Source organism: Exiguobacterium sp. s189 (assembly GCF_018617615.1).
Classification (GTDB): Bacteria; Bacillota; Bacilli; order Exiguobacteriales; family Exiguobacteriaceae; genus Exiguobacterium; species Exiguobacterium aestuarii_A.
In genome coordinates, this window is record NZ_JACSKM010000019.1 from 1 (window position 1) to 18,203 (window position 18,203).

The following is an 18,203-nucleotide window of genomic DNA, read 5'->3' on the forward strand; positions in this document are numbered from 1 at the left end:
TCCCATGCCGAACACGGAAGTTAAGCGTCTCAGCGCCGAAAGTAGTTGGGGGATCTCCCCCTGTGAGGATAGGACGTTGCCAGGCAACAGAGAGGACGACCGAGCATACGCTCGGTCGTTTTTTTGTATGTACGATGAAATCGAACTCCGTATTTATATCCCTTTTATTATGAAACTCCGAACAATTCTCATCATCTATAGGGGAATGAACACAATTCTGACTTTTCTGAACATCGGGAATTGAATTGCACTTTTGCATTATACCTGTTACCATTACAGAAATATTTCGAAACAAAGATGTAGGTAGAACGAGAAAGGGGCCATCAATTTTTATGTGGGAAAACAAGTTTGCAAAAGAAGGTTTAACGTTTGATGATGTATTACTCGTACCGAGGTTCTCAAATGTTTTACCGCGTGACGTTGATTTAAGCACAAAGCTCTGTGAAGGATTAGAATTGAATATCCCAATCATCAGTGCGGGTATGGATACCGTCACGGAAGCTCCGATGGCGATTGCTATGGCCCGTCAAGGCGGTTTAGGTGTCATTCATAAGAACATGTCAATGGAGATGCAGGCTGAGCATGTCGATCGCGTTAAGCGCTCAGAGAATGGTGTCATCACAAATCCTTTCTATTTAACTCCAGATCGTCAAGTGTATGACGCTGAGTATTTGATGAGTAAATATCGCATTTCTGGCGTACCAATCGTCAACTCAGAAGAAGAACGTAAGTTGATTGGTATTTTGACGAATCGTGATCTTCGTTTCATCAAAGATTATTCAACCGTCATCAAGGATGTGATGACAACGGAAAACCTCATCACTGCAAAAGTAGGTACATCGCTTGAGGAAGCAGAACGTATTCTTCATCAACACCGCATTGAGAAACTTCCACTCGTCGATGAAGCTGGCGTATTGAAAGGTCTCATCACGACAAAAGATATCGAGAAGGTCGAGCAATTCCCAAACGCGGCAAAAGACAAGCAAGGTCGTCTTCTTGTAGCAGCTGCAGTCGGAGTAACAAAAGATGCAGCATCACGTGCTCAAGTACTTGTAGAAGCAGGCGTAGATGCATTGGTTATCGATACAGCACATGGACATTCGGCTGGTGTGCTTGAAAAAGTTCGTGAGTTGCGCGATACGTTCCCATCGCTCCCAATCATTGCAGGAAACGTAGCTACTGCTGAAGCGACACGTGCTTTGATTGAAGCTGGAGCATCGGTCATCAAAGTCGGAATTGGACCAGGATCAATCTGTACGACACGCGTCGTTGCAGGCGTTGGTGTTCCACAAATCACAGCTGTATATGATTGTGTCACAGAAGCAAAAGAGCATGGTGTATCAGTCATCGCTGATGGTGGAATCAAGTACTCAGGCGATATCGTCAAAGCCATCGCTGCTGGAGCAAACGCTGTCATGCTTGGTAGCTTGCTTGCCGGTGTGAAAGAGAGCCCAGGTGAGATGGAAATTTACCAAGGTCGTCAGTTTAAGACATACCGTGGTATGGGATCTGAAGCATCGATGAAGCGCGGTAGCCAAGACCGTTACTTCCAAGAAGCAGACAAAAAGTTCGTTCCAGAAGGAATCGAAGGACGTGTCGCCTATCGTGGCGAACTAGCTGACACGGTATATCAATTGATTGGTGGTCTTCGCTCAGGTATGGGATACTGTGGCGCTGCCGACATCCGTGCCCTTCGTGAAGACACACAATTCATTCGTATGACGGGTGCGGGCCTTCAAGAAAGTCACCCACACGATGTCAATATCACAAAAGAAGCACCGAACTACTCACGCTAATGTAAAAAGCCGCCATCCTGTACACTCAGGATGGCGGTTATTTATTTGCGTTTCTCTACTAAAATCACGGTACCCCCTTGATCTTGAGCAGGAAGTGAGACGGTGACTTTACCATTCTTTTGAACGATGTATTGTTTACCGCTATATCGGTCAATCAAAATGGTTTTCGCTTTATATGAAGTATTAAAGGAAACGGTTTGCACTTTCTCTTTCGTATTTAATCCGACGAGAACCGATTGTTTTCCATAACTTCGTTTGAAGATCGAATAGCCAGCCTCAGATTTCGAAACGATGGACGAACGTGTCCCTTTACTAAATACGTGCGAATAGTCTGCACGGATATTCAAAAGTTTTTGATAGTGCGTATGCATCGCTTTTCCTTCACCTTTGACGCGAGACCAGTCGAAGTCATAGCGATTTTCATTGAACTCGCCTTGATCCATATCGCCCGCATGCTTCCCGGATTGACCGACTTCTTCTCCGTAATAGATCACAGGTTGACCTTTCGCCGTGATTTGAAGAGAGGCTGCGACCATTTGCTTCCCAGTATCCCCGCCTGCCCGCGAGACGAGGAAGCCGTCTTCATCATGACTACTCAAGAATTGTCCGAGCGTCGCTTCGTTCGATAATTGCGTATTTCGATATTGAAGCGCCTTTTCAACGTCTTCGATATTGCCATTTACGAATCGTTCAGCCTGATATTTAAAATCAAAGTCGAGCAAGGAATCCATTTGACCACTTCTTAAGTAGCCGCCTGTGTTGTTGATACTCGCCCCGTAGTGCTCCCCAATCAATTTGAAATTCGGTTTGATTGCTGTTAATTCATTTTTAAAGGATTTCCACGTTGTGGAGTCCACGTGTTTGACCGTATCGACACGGAAGTAATCAATCGTGTTGCCTTTTTTCGTTTTCGACCGTTTGATCCAATCTGTCTGCCATTTCACCAACTGTTCTCGAACGGCAGCTTCTTCCGTCTTGAAGTCAGGAAGGCCGGATAAGGACATTTTGAGATCGTCTCCGTCGACCGGATTTTCACGAATCATCCCATCGAATACCTGTCGTTCTGCATCCGTTGGGAAGTTTGTGACAGATGAGCTTGCCCCAGGCTCCATTCCGTAGCCGGGGTGGTTCAAGACGACGTCGACCATAATCTTCATTCCACGTTTATGCGCTTCATCAATCAGTTTATGGAAGGCGGCCATATCCCCGAGATGTTCATCAAGTTTTTCAAAGTTCTTGGCCCAGTACCCATGATATCCATACTGAGAACCGTCTTTTCCATATCGTAAATCCCAATCGATGTTATCCACAATTGGCGTGATCCAAATCGTATTGATCCCAAGGTCGTCTAAATAATCGAGTTTTTTCGTGACACCTGCAAAATCGCCACCATGGTAAGACTCAGGATGGTCTTTGTCATAGTATTCACGATTCGGGTTGTCATTGGATAAATCTCCGTTGTAGAAGCGATCCGTGAGCATAAAATAGATGCGCGCCTCATCCCAGTCAAACGCTTGTTTTTCCTTCAGTGTTTTAGGAACGACACGAACTGTTGTTTTCGAGTGATGAACGTTCCCGTATTGGTCGATTGCAGTGACGGCAAGCGTCTTATTTCCAGGTTTGACTGTGTCTTTCACCGCGATTGTTTGGGCGTTTAACGCACGATCGATGTGTAACTTCGCAGGACCGCCGAGTGGGCGTGCATCGATATAGAGTTCTCGGAGTGTCACACCTTTTGGCAAGGTCGGGTTTACTCGAACGACCGCATTTTCACGAGAGCTAATGGCTTTCGGACTCACAGAAGAAGTGAGTTTGACGGTTGGTTGACGATATTCGATTTGAGAAGCCTCGAAATAAGGATCTTTCACTTCAGTCGTGACGCCGTCCTTCGTGACGAGATACGTGTAGTCATGGATTCCTTCAGGTAAACGTACCGTGTGGCGGAACCACTCGTTTTCTGGCTCATAAGTCATCGGGTACGTCTCACCATTGATTTTGAGTGCGACCTGATCGATTTCATCCATTTCTCCTGCTTCATAGAGTGCTACATCACGATAGAAGAATTGAACCCCATCTGTACCGTATTCGGGACCACTGATTGTCGGAACTTGATGGAAGGCACCTTTTCCGCTTTCGACGACGACCTTCGTGACGCGGTCTTCTCCGAGCGTGACGTATCTGTCTTCTCCATAAGCATCCTTAACGGCCCAGTCCGTACCTTTTCGAATGACAAACCCAACTTTCGTGGCGTCTTGACCAACCGGGATACGGAAGATGGCCCCATCGTCAGTTATCCGGTATGGATCGACTTGTCCGTCTTTTTTTCCTGTGCTCCATGTCCATAAGTTCCAATCCGTATAGTCATGATCGGCACGGACATACTTCATTTCGATATAGCGTGTCGTTTCCCAAGGATCAGCGAGCTTTGTTGCTGTTTTAAAAGTAGTCGTCAATGCCGGGAGTGTTGTATTCGAAATCGTTCCAGTCACTGCACCTTCTGGAATAGTAGCCGTATATGACGTATTGAGAGCGAGAGCTTCTTTCGGTTGAAGTGTCACGCTCGTACCATTCGTTGTCACATCAACGGGAACACGCGTCTCCCCTTGTTGTAAGGTAACCGATGCCGAATCGAGACGGACAGGTTCATTGAACGTCCATGTGATTGGAGCAGACACATCCACATCAATGGATGATGAGGCCGGGGTCACGGACGCAACTTCAAGTTGGTCGATCGTCTCTACCCCATTTAAGGTGAACGGGGCACTATAAACAGATTGTGTAGATGGCGTGGCGGACACGTTCCAACTATTGGCCAATTGATTGGCAGCATTACTCGGAATCGTATCGAACGCCCCATGTTCTCCGGCGTTATTTCCGCTTAATACAGTTAAGGCGCGAACTTGATCTCCATTGTTTAAGCCGAGTAATGACAGAGGAACTTTTCCTTCAAATCCTTTCGTTCGGTCTAAGGCAAAAGCCGCACCGTTCAACTGATTCAATTGTAAAAGTGGTTTCTCTTGACCAGCCTGATAAAGAGCAGCCTCTTTTACATTCTGATCGCCATCGACTCGGACGAGAATATGATACTGAGGCGCCTTGTCGACACCTTTAAAATCGAATGGATAACCGAGAGGATTCGTCGATACACCTGAATCTTCATCATTGATTTGAAGAGCGATGTTGATATATTGCCCGTTGTCTCCCCAGTTTGGGACATTATTCGCGTCAACGTAAAAATAAAGGTGTTGGGCATCATTGTTTATGTATAAATCACCGACATCAAATCCTTGCCATCCAGCAGTGGGCGAACTTGCGAGGGCGGGAATATTAGCCCAATCTGTTTTTGCCCCATCAATTGTGATTGCGGTCGGTTCAGCCAATGCGTTCATCGGAATCCCGGCTTGAATGAGCAATGCACCGGACAGGAATAAAGTCGAAGCCTGACGAGCAGTTTTTTTCTTCATGAGACACCTCTTTTGTTTGAGTTAAATTGCACAATTTTATGCAAACGTTTTCAAAAATAGTTTAGCGGAAGTTGTAAGCGCTAACAATATGTTTTTGAAAAAACAATAAATAACCGCGTCTCCTGTTGGTTGAGGAGATGCGGTCATGATTCAATAGTGACGAGTGAACCTTTGACGATGAGTCGTTCCGTCGTATCGAACGTACAAGTGATCAGTGTAAGGGTAGGAGTAGCTGTTTCATCTAATACATCAACTCGTTCAGGAGAGACGGTCTCAAGCGATGTCACGACGTATTCGTAAGTGTGCGTATCATCTCGAAGATAGATCTTCATACCAACATGGACTTCATGGAGTGGACCGAATAGAGCGGTCGCATGTTGTAAATAATGACCGGCTAGTGCGTAATTGCCTACCCCCATTTGTTGATCGGGATCCATGGTTCCCGCTCCGACGGCGAGACTCTCATCATCTAATCCTTTTATGATCGGGAGTTCCAGTGAAACATCTGGAATCGAAATGACACCGATTGTCGGTAACTGATGAAACCGATTGCGCGCTTGTAAGACGTCCGTTAAAGAGAGTGGTGTGACTGCCGCAAAATCATAACTCGACTCAATTTCACTCTCGTCTTGTAATTCCATATGTTCAACGACATATTTACTCGTTGAACTGGCGATATTCTCTTTCCAAATCGAACTCGTTAAAAAGAATAGACCACTGCCGAGTAAACAAATTCCGATAATCCATCGAACGTGTCGCTTCATGGAGTCGCTCCTTTCGGGATTGCCCAGGCATCCATCAACTGATCAATCACATTCGGTAACGAGGATTCAGGCAAGTGCGCAAAGCCAAACAAAAATTGTTTGTGCGAATCTGGGTGTATGATGCGATAGTCGTTCATCGATTTGATGGCGATCTCGAACGCTTCAGCGGATTGTTTCAATTCTTGCTCTGTCCGATCGCTGATGACGGTCAAGACAACGTGCAATCCAGCGCTCGCACCTGTCACAGTGACAATCGGTTCGAATGGACGGAAGGCAGCGAGCACGATCTCTAACTTGCGGCGGTATATTTTTCGCATCCGATTCAAATGCTTCTCGAAGTCACCACTCGACATGAATAGAGCCAACGTATGCTGTTCGAATCGTGGGACGCTACACGTGAAGTAATGATGCCGCTCTCGGTAACGATTCAAAAGAGGTGTTGGTAACACCATATATCCAATACGAAGGGATGGCATGAGAGATTTCGAGAAAGTACTGATATAGATGACACGTTCGTTCGGGTCCATACTTTGAAGAGACGGGATGGGTTTACCACTATAACGGAACTCACTATCGTAATCGTCCTCAATGATATACGTCTGGTGAACGAGCGCCCAATTCAATAAACGCTGGCGTCGACTGACGGATAGGACTGTACCTGTCGGAAATTGATGGGCAGGCGTTACGTATAGCGCATCGATTTCATGGCGTTCGAGCTCACTGACACAAACGCCACTTTCATCTACGGGGATTGGGATAGAGGTGCGTCCCTGTTGCTTGAATAAAAGACGAGTGAGCGGATAGCCGGGATCTTCAATGCCAAAGACCGATGCGTCAGGTAACAAATCCAAAAGCTGTGGAAGGAGTTGTTCCGTCCCTGATCCGACGATGATTTGTTCGGGTGAGCATTGGACGCCTCGTGAATGATAGAGATAGGTCGCAATTTCCTGTCGTAGTTCGAGATCCCCTTGGACGGAACCTAGCGCAAGTAGTTCGTGATGAACTTCATCAACAACGTTCTTGACGTGTCGTTTCCAACGTTCAAACGGAAAAGCAGTCGTATCGATTTGACTTGGCGATACATCGTACGTATATGTCTTTTTAGGTGGAGACGGCGTGATGGTGCTGTTCGATCGCCGGACGTACAGTTCCTCTTGCGGCAACACATAAAATCCTTTCCGGGGAACGGATTCAATGTACCCTTCGGCGAGTAACTGGGCGTAAGCGAACTCGACTGTCGTCTGAGACACATCCAAAAATTGAGTCAGTTTACGTTTCGAAGGTAACTTAGTACCCGTCTTTAACGTATCGCCGACGATAGCATCCCGAATGTGTTTATATAACTGCTCATATAGCGGGATGGATGAGTCTTGTTCAAGTGAGAAAGTAAGCATATCCATAAAACGACGTTCCTTTCTTTACGAACCGAAAAAGAAGTATAAGAGAAAACCGAGGATAACCAAGGTTGAGACAATTCCAGGTGTACCAAATGAGGCGCGATGACCTCCTTCAAACGGATCACGATCGAACATATTGATTCCTCCTTTATACTTCAACACGTTCGAGATAGTAGCCATAGAGTCCTTTTTCCAAACTGACCACTTTAAAAAATAATAATCTGGCACTTTTAATATAGTCAATCCGGCTTATACTAGCAAGTAGAACATGAACTCATGGAGGGATTTCAATGGAAAAGAGACAAGTGGGAACAGATAAAGTAAAACGTGGGATGGCTGAAATGCAAAAAGGTGGCGTCATCATGGACGTCATCAACGCAGAGCAGGCGAAAATTGCTGAAGCTGCAGGTGCGGTTGCTGTCATGGCACTTGAACGTGTACCTTCGGATATCCGTAAAATGGGAGGGGTTGCCCGTATGGCCGACCCAACGATCATTGAAGACGTCATGGGAGCAGTATCTGTTCCGGTTATGGCGAAATGCCGTATCGGACATATCGCTGAAGCGCGTGTCCTCGAGTCGATGGGGGTCGACTTTATCGATGAGAGTGAAGTATTGACGCCAGCAGACGAAGAGTTCCATTTGTACAAACGCGACTATACAGCACCGTTCGTATGTGGAGCACGTGACCTTGGTGAAGCGGCGCGTCGTATCGGCGAAGGCGCAGCGATGATTCGTACAAAAGGTGAGCCAGGAACAGGGAACATCGTGGAAGCGGTTCGTCACATGCGTACCGTACAAGCACAAGTGAAACGTCTCTTGTCGATGAGCGTGGATGAAGTCATGACAGAAGCTCGTGACCTCGGAGCTCCATTTGAAGTGCTTATGCAAATTCGTGAAGCGGGTCGTCTCCCGGTCGTTAACTTTGCAGCGGGTGGAATCGCGACACCAGCGGATGCTGCCTTGATGATGCACCTCGGAGCAGATGGTGTCTTCGTCGGATCTGGTATTTTCAAAGCAGAGAACCCAGAGAAATTCGCACGTGCCATCGTAGAAGCGACAACGTACCACGATGACTATGAGCGGATCGCGCACCTTTCAAAAGGATTAGGTGAGGCGATGAAAGGACTCGACGTCCGTACGCTCAAAGATGAAGAACTCATGGCACCACGAGGCTGGTAAGATGGTAACGATTGGCGTATTAGGGATGCAGGGTGCAATTCGTGAGCATGTTCGCATGCTTGAAGCGCTCGGTGCTCAAACCGTTGTAGTCCGCTCATTGGAAGACTTGAAAGCAATCGATGGATTAGTCTTACCAGGTGGAGAAAGTACCGCGATGCGACGTTTACTCGATCGTTATGAGTTACTTGAGCCACTTCGCGACATGGAGACGTTACCGATGTTTGGTACATGTGCCGGTATGATTCTTCTCGCGAACGAAGTCGAAGGGTATGACGCCCACCTAAAGAAAATTCCGATGACAGTAAAACGTAATGCATTCGGACGTCAGGTCGACAGTTTTGAAGTCGATCTTCCGGTAAAAGGAATCGATGAGCCAGTCGAAGCGGTCTTTATTCGTGCCCCACAAGTAGCGCGAGTTGAACCGGAAGTAGATGTGCTCGCTGAAGTCGAGGAAGCGATTGTAGCAGTTCGTTATAATCAGTACCTGGCTTGTTCGTTCCATCCGGAATTGACGGAAGATTTATCATTGCACCGTTATTTTATCGAGATGGTTAAAGAAAATCAGAAGCAATATGCATAAGTTTGAGGGACCTCATGAAAAGGGGGTCCTTCAAACTTATTTTTTGTTACACTGAACAAAGAAGCGTATAGAAAGGGGAAACTATGTGAAGGCTCGCTATTTAATCATGATGTTTGTTGCCATGTTGCTTGTACAAGTAATCGTACCCTCAGTCGCCTCTGCGGCCGCGCCAAAAGTCGACGCGGCGAGCGCGATGCTCGTAGACGTGACGACAGGTCAGGTCTTATTTACAAAACAGGAAGATGCCATGCTTCAACCGGCTTCGATCACAAAATTGATGACGGCATTTTTGACGCGTGAAGCGATCGAAGAAGGAAAACTCAGTTGGAATCAAGAGGTTACACCGAGTGACGCTGCCTTGGCGCTGACGAGAAAACCGGGACTTGCACGAATCCCGCTACTGAATAAACCGTATACCATCAAAGAGTTATACGATGCAGCATTAATTCGTTCGGCGAACGAAGCGGCTGTGACGCTCGGGGAAGCGGTGTCTGGTTCAGAAGAGGCGTTCGTCAAAGAAATGAATCGTCGAGCGGATGAGTTAGGGATGACACAAACGACGTTTGCGAATGCATCGGGACTCGATTCTGTGTCAGCCGGTCTACCAGGAGATAATTTGACATCTGCCAATGATTTAATGAAGTTGGCGATTGCGTATTTGACGACTTATCCGGAAGTGCTCGACGTGACGAAACGGGCATACGTGGATGTCGACGGTGTTCGCTTTGACGCGACGAACCGAATGCTTGCCGACCGGGATCTCGCCTATCCAGGGATGCTCGGCTTTAAGACAGGAACAACGAATGAAGCAGGCTATTGCTTTGTCGGTGTGTCGACGCGGGATGGTCGCACTGTGTTATCCGTCGTTCTTGGCGCACCATCTGATGAGGGACGCTACGTCGCGACGAAAGCGTTACACGACTATGCATACGCAGATTTCGTCATGACACCGATTTTACGGACGGGGGAAACCATTTCGGAAACGGCAACGGTCTCTCAAGGTGAAACGGAACAAATTGCTGTCCGGACGACGAATGACTTTGAAGTGTTAGTCGAAAAAGGGAAACCTGTCCCGGAACCGAAAGTTGAACTGCTCGAACTAGAGGCTCCGGTCAAAGTCGATACACAGGCAGGCACGGTTACCATCGACTCCTCGGATCAAGTTCGCTATTTAGAAGGGGAGACGCCTCCGAAGATGACGCTTGTCACGGCAGAGGCGGTGGATACGGCTTCGTTTTTGATGAGAATGACGCGAGCATTTGTTGATTTCCTCGATCAAATCAGATTAGCACTTGGAAAAATCAGTCTTGTCGAACAAGTTCAGATGTTGTAAAGTAAGATTAATTCAATGACAGATGCGATGATGAGAATAAGTACGTTACGTACGTCTACTGACAGAGAGCTAGTGGTTGGTGCAAACTAGTGAGATGGCGTAACCGAATCGGCCTCGGAGCATTGGCTTGGAAACAAGTCACGTTTGGCACACGTTACGTGCATCGAGTGGCTCATGCATTTGGGCAACGAGGGTGGCAACGCGGATCCAAGGTGGTTCGTCCCTTTCCTACGGGAAAGGGACGTGCCGCCTTTTTTATATGAAAAAAGGAGGAATAGCAATGTTAGACATTAAACGTTTACGACAAGATTTTGAAGGGATTAAAGAAAAATTAGCTTACCGTGGAGAAGACTTGAGTGCACTTGACCGCTTCCCGCAGTTAGAAGAAAAGCGCCGTGACTTGATTAACGAAGTGGAAGTAAAGAAAGCGAAGCGCAATGAAGCGACAAAACAAATCGCTGAATTAAAACGCAACAAACAAGATGCAGAAGGTCCAATCTTAGAAACACGCCGTCTTGGGGATGAAATCAAATTGTTGGATGAGGAGTTACGAGAAGTAGAGGCGGAACTCAACTTGATCTTGCTCAGCATTCCAAACATCCCACATGAGTCAACCCCAATCGGTGAGACAGAAGATGATAACGTGACAATTCGTGAAATCGGAACGAAGCCTGATTTTGATTTCGAGCCGAAGCAACATTGGGACGTGATGGAAGACCTAAAAATCGTCGATGTCGAGCGCGCTGGAAAAGTAACGGGTAGCCGTTTTGTCTTCTATAAAGGATTAGGTGCTCGCTTAGAACGTGCTCTGATCAACTTTATGATGGACCTTCATTCAGACGAGCATGGATACTCAGAAGTATTGCCGCCGTACATGGTCAATCGTGATTCGATGATCGGAACAGGTCAACTTCCTAAATTTGAAGAAGATGCGTTCAAAGTAGCGGACACGAACTACTTCCTCGTTCCAACAGCTGAAGTGCCAGTTACAAACATGCACCGTGAAGAAATCATCCCGGAAACACAGCTTCCGATCACGTATACAGCATATAGCGCTAACTTCCGTTCTGAAGCCGGTTCAGCTGGTCGTGATACACGTGGCTTGATTCGTCAGCACCAGTTCAACAAAGTCGAGCTCGTCCGCTTCGTGAAACCAGAAGAGTCATATGAACAACTAGAATTATTGACAGGTCATGCTGAAGAGGTATTGAAGCGTCTTGGACTTCCGTATCAAGTACTCAGCATGTGCACGGCAGACCTCGGCTTCACAGCTGCGAAAAAATATGACATCGAAGTATGGATGCCAGCACAAGGGATGTATCGTGAGATTTCTTCTTGCTCTAACTTCGAAGATTTCCAAGCGCGTCGTGCGGGAATTCGCTTCCGTCGTGATGCCAACGCGAAACCAGAATTTGTTCACACATTGAACGGCTCAGGATTAGCAGTCGGTCGAACGGTGGCAGCGATTTTGGAAAACTATCAACAGGCAGATGGATCAGTCGTCATTCCAGAAGTGCTTCGTCCTTACATGGGTGGGAAAGAAAAGATTGAAATGCCGAACTAAACACTTGAGTCGCCTCGATTTTGAGGCGCTCAATTTTTTTTAATGTTTTTTCACAAAAGGGTTTGACATCTGTCTCTTCAGTTGGTACTATAAATCATGTCGAGCGACACTGTTGCTCACGAATTGCATATGAGCTTTGGAGGTGTACCCAAGTGGTTTAAGGGAACGGTCTTGAAAACCGTCAGGGGTGTAACAGCCTGCGTGGGTTCGAATCCCACCACCTCCTCCATTTCTTTTTTGGAGGCTCACACAATTTTATATCTTTTGGAGGTGTACCCAAGTGGTTTAAGGGAACGGTCTTGAAAACCGTCAGGGGTGTAACAGCCTGCGTGGGTTCGAATCCCACCACCTCCTCCACTTTCTTTTTTTTTACACTTTTTTAGGCCTGGAGTTGTACCCAAGTCCGGCTGAAGGGGACGGACTCGAAATCCGTTAGGAGTCGCAAGGCTCGCGTGGGTTCGAATCCCACCAACTCCGCTTTCAATCGGGCATCTGCAGAGGCAGATGCATTTTTTGTATCCACAGACATATGCGCTGTGGATTTTTTTATGCACAAAAAAGAGAGATCACGCTTTTGATAGCGTAATCCCTCTGTATGATTATCTAACTTTTGCTTCGCGAGCAATCGTTAACTGCTTTTCAATTTTTTCAAGGATGAGTTCGACTGAATCTGGGTCTTTGATGAGATCGTACTCTTCAATCGAGAGGCGTAGTACTGGGCACAAGTTGAAGTTGTTGATCCACTCTGTGTAGCGTTCGTACATCTCTTCCCAATAAGCGATTGGTGTTTGTTGCTCCATCTCGCGACCGCGCATCTGGATGCGTTCAAGGACTTGTTCGAACGAACCTTCAAGATAAATCAATAGGTCTGGGTGTGGGAAGAAGGGTGTTAACACCATAGCCTCGAACAAACTTGAATACGTTTCGTAGTCTGTTGGTGACATCGTCCCTTTTTCATAATGCATTTTTGCGAAGATGCCTGTGTCTTCATAGATGGAACGGTCTTGAATGAAGCCGCCACCGTATTGGAAGATTTTCTTCTGTTCTTTAAAGCGTTCTGCTAAGAAGTAAATTTGAAGATGGAAACTCCAACGTTCAAAATCATGGTAGAATTTATCGAGGTAAGGGTTCGTATCTACTTTCTCTAGAGACGTTCGGAAGTTTAAAGCATCGGCTAACGAATTGGTAATCGTCGATTTCCCGATTCCAACCATTCCACCGATTGTAATGATTGTATCGTTCGGAATGTTATATTTATCAATCAGCTTCATTTTAATTGTGCTCCTTTAGTTAATTCTAATTCGCGTTCAATCGTCTTGAGGACATGTGTCAAATCGTCCGGATTGTGTACAAAGTCGAGTTCATCCCCACTAAACGAGAGGATTTTCACTTCTGGATGGGCCGCGCGATAGGATTCGACGAACGTCTCATAATCGTGAGCAAGTTGTTCGAGATAATCGCGAGACATATTTTCTTCCACTTCACGTCCACGCAAAGCAACGCGTTTCATCAGTGTCTCAATGCTGGCGTGTAAGTAAATGACGACATCAGGTTTCGGCATATCATGTGTCAAAATCTTATAAATTTGCTCGTACTTGTTTAAATGCGCAGGTTTCAACGAACGGTGAGCAAAAATCAAGTTTTTGAAAATATGATAGTCCGAAACGACGGATTGCTGTTGACTCAAGTGGTGTTTATGAATATCATCCAACTGCTTGAATCGATTGCATAAGAAGAACATTTCCGTTTGGAAACTCCATTCTTCGATATCTTCATAAAACTTGCCGAGAAATGGGTTCTCTTCTACAATTTCATTCAGCATCTGCATCGAGAAATGCTGACTGATGATATGGGCCAGTGATGTTTTCCCGACACCAATCGGTCCTTCTACCGTTATAAACATATGATGTCATCCTCCATTATCCAAAGTGCAAGTTCCATTCTAGCATAGAATGCGAATGATATGGCGAGGGATTTGATTTTCATTTTTTTTCATAGTGTTAAATAAGAAATGAGGTGAATCGATGGAACGTGATGAACGATTTATGCAGTTGGCCATCGAAGAAGCAAAGAAAGCAGAGGCCATCGGTGAGGTTCCGATCGGCTGTGTGATTGTGAAAGGTGATGAAGTGATTGCGACTGGTCATAATCGTCGTGAAACAGATTTATTGGCAGCGGCTCATGCTGAGATGATTGCGATTGAATCAGCAAATCGATCACTGGGCAATTGGCGATTAGAAGATTGTGAGTTATACGTCACACTCGAACCGTGTCCAATGTGTGCGGGTGCCATTGTGCTATCCCGAGTGAAGCGGGTCATCTTCGGTGCACATGATCCGAAAGGGGGTTGTTGCGGTACGTTGATGAATTTGGTACAAGATGAACGATTCAATCATCAGGCTGACGTAACCGAAAATGTTTTAGCAGAAGAATGTGGACGACTTCTAACTGATTTCTTCCGGGCGCTTAGAGAAAGGAAGAAACAAGAGAGACTTCATCAGAGAGGTTGCAACCCAATCGATTAAACAGTATAATGTAATAGCACTCGAGATAGTGCATAATTTCATTTACCCATTTGCCGTGCTAGGTGGGGAGGTAGCGGTGCCCTGTCACTCGCAATCCGCTGTAGCGAGACTGAATCCCGATTCGAGGGAGTGCGCTGGTGTGGTCTGCCTTATGTAAGTGGCGTTGACGTCTGAGTCCTGCGCAACGGTCACCCATGAACCAGGTCAGGTCCGGAAGGAAGCAGCCTTAAGTGGTGACGTACCGTGTGCCGCAGGGGTGCTTGGGCTGAGCAAACTGCATGAGTAACGCATGTTGACGTGCTTTCAGAAATCGGTGCGCGGCAGATTTATTTTATAACTTCAATCTATGGCCCCAGGGCTGTAGATTTTTTTGTATGATGAGATAGAGAAGAAAAGTGGGGAAGGAGGCGAACTCATGGCGTATCAAGCGTTATATCGAGTATACAGACCTCAGTCATTTCAAGAGGTCGTCGGTCAAGTCCATATCACACGTACGATTCAAAACGCTTTATTAGAGGAGCGGATGTCACACGCATATTTGTTTTCAGGTCCACGCGGGACAGGGAAGACGAGCTTAGCGAAAATCATTGCTAAGGCGATCAACTGTGAAAGTGCACCGACACGTGAACCGTGTAATACCTGTCCGACGTGTATCGCGATCACGGAAGGTACGAGTCCGGACGTTTTTGAAATCGATGCGGCATCAAATAATGGAGTTGACGAAATTCGAGAAATCCGAGACAAAGTCAAATATCCACCGTCTCAAGGGCGTTACAAAGTATATATCATTGATGAAGTGCATATGTTGTCGACAGGTGCATTCAATGCATTATTAAAAACACTTGAAGAACCGCCAGCACATGCGATTTTTATCTTAGCGACGACAGAACCGCATAAAATTCCGGCAACGATTATTTCGCGTTGTCAGCGATTTGATGTCAAACGACATGAAGTGAGTCAATTGCAAACCCGGATGGCCTATATTTTGAATGATCAAGACCATGATTATGATCCGGAAGCATTGAAACTAATCGCACGGGCTGCTGATGGCGGGATGCGGGATGCCCTTAGCTTGCTTGATCAGGCCTTGGCATTTAGTGATGGGCGTTTGACGGAAGAAGCGGTGTTAGAAGTGACGGGTGCTGTGACGGATGAAACACTGCTCGAAATGGCATACGGATTACAGAAAAAAGAGTTGAATGCGATTTTGAGTACGCTTGAAATGATGTTACGTGAAGGGAAAGATTTAAAGCGTTTCATCGAAGACTTAGTGTTCGTCCATCGGGATGCGTTACTATTGAAAGCATCTCCGCAAGCTGCCGACTTATTAGAGCGTGCTCGTCCGACTGATGAGTTTCGTCAGTTTGTCGAAGCAACTTCGACGGACGAATTGTTCCAAGTGATTGAAGAGCTCAATGAGTGCCAGCAGCAAATGAGGCTGTCGAATCATCCGAAGGTGTTGGTAGAGTTAACGTTCATTCGAATTGCAGAACAAGGTCGTACGATCAGTGAGCAGATGACACAACTTCAAGACCAAGTGCGTGAGTTGAGCCGCGAATTGAATGAAGTGAAGAAGAATGGCGTGACTGTGACAGGTGGAGAGGTGGAAAAACCGAAGCCTGCTCCGAAACGAACACAAATCCGAGTTCCGAAAGAGCGGATTCGCCAATTACTTCAGCGGGCTGAGCGGCAGCATTTGAATGCGATTCGCGATAGTTGGGGCGACATCATGACGAATATTCGGATACAGGATGGTCCAATCTTCGCACTCTTCTATGAAAGTGAGGCTGTCCTTTGTGCAAGTGACACCTTACTGGTACAATTTAAAGATGGAATGACATGGCACTATGAACAAGTGAGTTCGAATGGTCGTACGCGTGATGTAATCGAGCAGGCGTTATTTGAAGTTACGGGGATTCGTCGTGAAATTATGGCGGTGCTTGAAACGGATTGGAATGAACTGAAGAATGAGTTCATCCTTCAAAAACAAGCAGAGCGGACAGAACGAGTCGAAGAACCAGAAACTGAAGACCCGTTGGTTGCACAGGCGATGGAACGTTTTGGCGATGTCGTTGAAATCGAAGAAACATAAGGGAGGCGCTCTGAATGCGTGGAATGGGAAATATGAATAATATGATGAAACAAATGCAAAAGATGCAAAAAGATATGGCGAAAGCTCAAGAAGAACTAAAAGAGTTATCAGTAGAAGGTACTGCAGGAGGCGGCATGGTAAAAGTTGTCGTCAGCGGTCATAAAGAAGTTTTAGATGTCATCATTGCAGAAGATGTCGTCGACCCGGACGATGTAGATATGTTGCAGGATCTCGTCTTAGCAGCAATTAATGATGCGATGAAGCAAGCTGATCAGCTTGTGAATGATAAGATGGGACGTTTCACACAAGGTATGAATCTCCCAGGCTTTTAAGTGAAGAAAGGATCGATGCGAGTTGCAATACCCTGAAGCCATTGGACGATTGATTGAGAGTTTTACGAAACTACCTGGAATCGGTCCTAAAACTGCAGTGCGTTTGGCGTTCCATGTATTAGATATGGAAGAAGACGATGTATTAACGTTTGCGAAGTCTCTCGTCAGTGCGAAACGGGACATCAAATATTGTACCGTGTGCGGTCACATTACAGATATTGATCCTTGTGCAATCTGTAAAGACTCACATCGGGATGAAACGGTAGTTTGTGTGGTTCAAGATTCAAGAGACGTGATTGCCATGGAGAAAATGAGAGAGTATAGAGGGAAATATCATGTTCTTCATGGAGCCATAAGTCCAATGGAAGGGATTGGTCCAGAGGATATTAACGTTTCAAGCTTGCTGACACGGTTACAAGAGAACGAGTCAATCCAAGAAGTGATTTTAGCGACGAACCCGAACATTGAGGGAGAAGCGACTTCGATGTATTTATCACGCTTACTTAAGCCGACAGGAATCCGTGTAACTCGTCTCGCGCATGGTTTGCCCGTCGGTGGGGATTTAGAGTATGCGGACGAAGTGACCTTGTCTCGAGCGATGGAAGGTAGAAGAGAATTATGAAATGGTTTCGTAAGTCGTTAAAAGATGATTATGATCAACGACTACTGACTGAGTTGATGGAAGCGAAAGCTAAGTTTGAGTCGAAACGTCGTATGCTTGAAGTGAGCATCGAAGATACAGGAGAATTAGCGGCTCAAGTGAAGCAAGCAGAAGCTCTTTACTTTTTCTATTTGAAAGAGGCGAAAAAACGAAATGTATCCTTAACGTCTCTCCGTTCATAAGGCGAAGCCGTTGGCTCGCCTTATTTTATTTTTAACCCTATATAATGAAGAAAATAATATAGTGTAAGTGATTAAAGCATGATTTAATAAATTTCTTAAAACTATTTTAATAAAAGGGTTGCGTGATTAAAGTTTTACTGATATATTAATAGACGTCGCCGAGATAAGTGGCAAACAAAATAAAAAATATTTTAAAAAGTGATTGACCTTTTGTTCTTCACTTGGTAAGATATTAAAGTCGCCAAGAGCGGCAGACGAACTTTGAAAACTGAACGATGAGGCAAAAATAAGTTTTACAATTTTTGAATGAAGCGCAAGCTTCGTCAATTTAA

16 protein-coding genes, 3 tRNA genes, 1 rRNA gene, 1 other RNA gene and 1 other annotated feature are annotated in these 18,203 nt (G+C 45.9%); of the genes, 15 read left to right on the forward strand and 6 right to left on the reverse strand.

Annotated elements, in window-relative coordinates:
• Positions 1-85, forward strand: a 5S ribosomal RNA gene (gene rrf / locus KNO99_RS15550); the annotation flags it as partial.
• 247 nt (positions 86-332) lie between these two features.
• On the forward strand, positions 333-1,796 hold the full coding sequence (gene guaB / locus KNO99_RS14950; protein WP_214697315.1) for an IMP dehydrogenase: 1,464 nt from the start codon (positions 333-335) through the stop codon (positions 1,794-1,796).
• A gap of 41 nt (positions 1,797-1,837) precedes the next feature.
• On the opposite strand, the gene KNO99_RS14955 is transcribed toward guaB, so the two are convergent.
• The 3 genes from KNO99_RS14955 to pdxR form a co-directional block, all read right to left on the reverse strand.
• A complete protein-coding gene (locus KNO99_RS14955) occupies positions 1,838-5,260 on the reverse strand; it encodes an alpha-amylase family glycosyl hydrolase (RefSeq protein ID WP_214750023.1) in 3,423 nt (1,140 codons plus the stop codon).
• A gap of 143 nt (positions 5,261-5,403) precedes the next feature.
• Complete coding sequence (locus KNO99_RS14960; protein WP_214750025.1) at positions 5,404-6,024, reverse strand: class A sortase; 621 nt, start codon at positions 6,022-6,024, stop codon at positions 5,404-5,406.
• On the reverse strand, positions 6,021-7,424 hold the full coding sequence (gene pdxR / locus KNO99_RS14965; RefSeq protein ID WP_214750027.1) for a MocR-like pyridoxine biosynthesis transcription factor PdxR: 1,404 nt from the start codon (positions 7,422-7,424) through the stop codon (positions 6,021-6,023). Before pdxR ends, KNO99_RS14960 begins: the two co-directional genes overlap by 4 nt.
• Positions 7,425-7,711: 287 nt before the next feature.
• Here pdxR and pdxS point away from each other — a divergent pair, with 287 nt between their 5' ends.
• The 7 genes from pdxS (at position 7,712) to KNO99_RS15000 (ending at position 12,556) form a co-directional block, all read left to right on the forward strand.
• Positions 7,712-8,602, forward strand: coding sequence for a pyridoxal 5'-phosphate synthase lyase subunit PdxS (gene pdxS / locus KNO99_RS14970; protein ID WP_214697307.1), 891 nt, complete (start codon positions 7,712-7,714; stop codon positions 8,600-8,602).
• A gap of 1 nt (position 8,603) precedes the next feature.
• The gene (gene pdxT, locus KNO99_RS14975; RefSeq protein ID WP_214750030.1) at positions 8,604-9,182 is read left to right on the forward strand and encodes a pyridoxal 5'-phosphate synthase glutaminase subunit PdxT; all 579 of its coding nucleotides are present in this window, start codon (positions 8,604-8,606) and stop codon (positions 9,180-9,182) included.
• Between the two features lie 85 nt (positions 9,183-9,267).
• Positions 9,268-10,515 (forward strand): D-alanyl-D-alanine carboxypeptidase family protein, encoded by a 1,248-nt coding sequence (locus KNO99_RS14980; RefSeq protein WP_214750032.1) that lies wholly within the window; start codon positions 9,268-9,270, stop codon positions 10,513-10,515.
• A gap of 18 nt (positions 10,516-10,533) precedes the next feature.
• Positions 10,534-10,743, forward strand: a binding site (T-box leader).
• A gap of 52 nt (positions 10,744-10,795) precedes the next feature.
• On the forward strand, positions 10,796-12,079 hold the full coding sequence (serS, locus tag KNO99_RS14985) for a serine--tRNA ligase (protein ID WP_214750034.1): 1,284 nt from the start codon (positions 10,796-10,798) through the stop codon (positions 12,077-12,079).
• 138 nt (positions 12,080-12,217) lie between these two features.
• Positions 12,218-12,308: transfer RNA gene (locus KNO99_RS14990), tRNA-Ser, on the forward strand.
• Positions 12,309-12,345: 37 nt separating this feature from the next.
• Positions 12,346-12,436 (forward strand) — tRNA-Ser (locus KNO99_RS14995).
• A gap of 30 nt (positions 12,437-12,466) precedes the next feature.
• A tRNA-Ser gene (locus KNO99_RS15000) sits at positions 12,467-12,556 on the forward strand.
• A 122-nt stretch (positions 12,557-12,678) separates the two neighbouring features.
• Here KNO99_RS15000 and KNO99_RS15005 read toward each other — a convergent pair.
• Together KNO99_RS15005 and KNO99_RS15010 are read right to left on the reverse strand one after the other, a co-directional pair.
• On the reverse strand, positions 12,679-13,350 hold the full coding sequence (locus KNO99_RS15005; RefSeq protein WP_251125747.1) for a deoxynucleoside kinase: 672 nt from the start codon (positions 13,348-13,350) through the stop codon (positions 12,679-12,681).
• Positions 13,347-13,982 (reverse strand): deoxynucleoside kinase, encoded by a 636-nt coding sequence (locus tag KNO99_RS15010; protein ID WP_214697300.1) that lies wholly within the window; start codon positions 13,980-13,982, stop codon positions 13,347-13,349. Before KNO99_RS15010 ends, KNO99_RS15005 begins: the two co-directional genes overlap by 4 nt.
• A 121-nt stretch (positions 13,983-14,103) precedes the next feature.
• Here KNO99_RS15010 and tadA point away from each other — a divergent pair, with 121 nt between their 5' ends.
• The 6 genes from tadA (at position 14,104) to KNO99_RS15040 (ending at position 17,871) form a co-directional block, all read left to right on the forward strand.
• The gene (gene tadA, locus KNO99_RS15015; RefSeq protein WP_214750036.1) at positions 14,104-14,604 is read left to right on the forward strand and encodes a tRNA adenosine(34) deaminase TadA; all 501 of its coding nucleotides are present in this window, start codon (positions 14,104-14,106) and stop codon (positions 14,602-14,604) included.
• A gap of 53 nt (positions 14,605-14,657) precedes the next feature.
• An RNA gene (ffs, locus tag KNO99_RS15020) (signal recognition particle sRNA large type) lies at positions 14,658-14,925 on the forward strand.
• A gap of 94 nt (positions 14,926-15,019) precedes the next feature.
• On the forward strand, positions 15,020-16,696 hold the full coding sequence (dnaX, locus tag KNO99_RS15025; RefSeq protein WP_214750038.1) for a DNA polymerase III subunit gamma/tau: 1,677 nt from the start codon (positions 15,020-15,022) through the stop codon (positions 16,694-16,696).
• A 14-nt stretch (positions 16,697-16,710) separates the two neighbouring features.
• The gene (locus KNO99_RS15030; RefSeq protein ID WP_012727754.1) at positions 16,711-17,028 is read left to right on the forward strand and encodes a YbaB/EbfC family nucleoid-associated protein; all 318 of its coding nucleotides are present in this window, start codon (positions 16,711-16,713) and stop codon (positions 17,026-17,028) included.
• 22 nt (positions 17,029-17,050) lie between these two features.
• The gene (gene recR / locus KNO99_RS15035) at positions 17,051-17,650 is read left to right on the forward strand and encodes a recombination mediator RecR (RefSeq protein ID WP_012727753.1); all 600 of its coding nucleotides are present in this window, start codon (positions 17,051-17,053) and stop codon (positions 17,648-17,650) included.
• Positions 17,647-17,871 carry a YaaL family protein gene (locus tag KNO99_RS15040; protein WP_214750040.1) on the forward strand — a complete coding sequence of 75 codons (225 nt, stop codon included), beginning with the start codon at positions 17,647-17,649 and terminating at the stop codon, positions 17,869-17,871. Before recR ends, KNO99_RS15040 begins: the two co-directional genes overlap by 4 nt.
• A gap of 126 nt (positions 17,872-17,997) precedes the next feature.
• On the opposite strand, the gene KNO99_RS15045 is transcribed toward KNO99_RS15040, so the two are convergent.
• On the reverse strand, positions 17,998-18,203 hold a 206-nt coding region (locus KNO99_RS15045; protein ID WP_214750042.1), incomplete at its 5' end, for a hypothetical protein.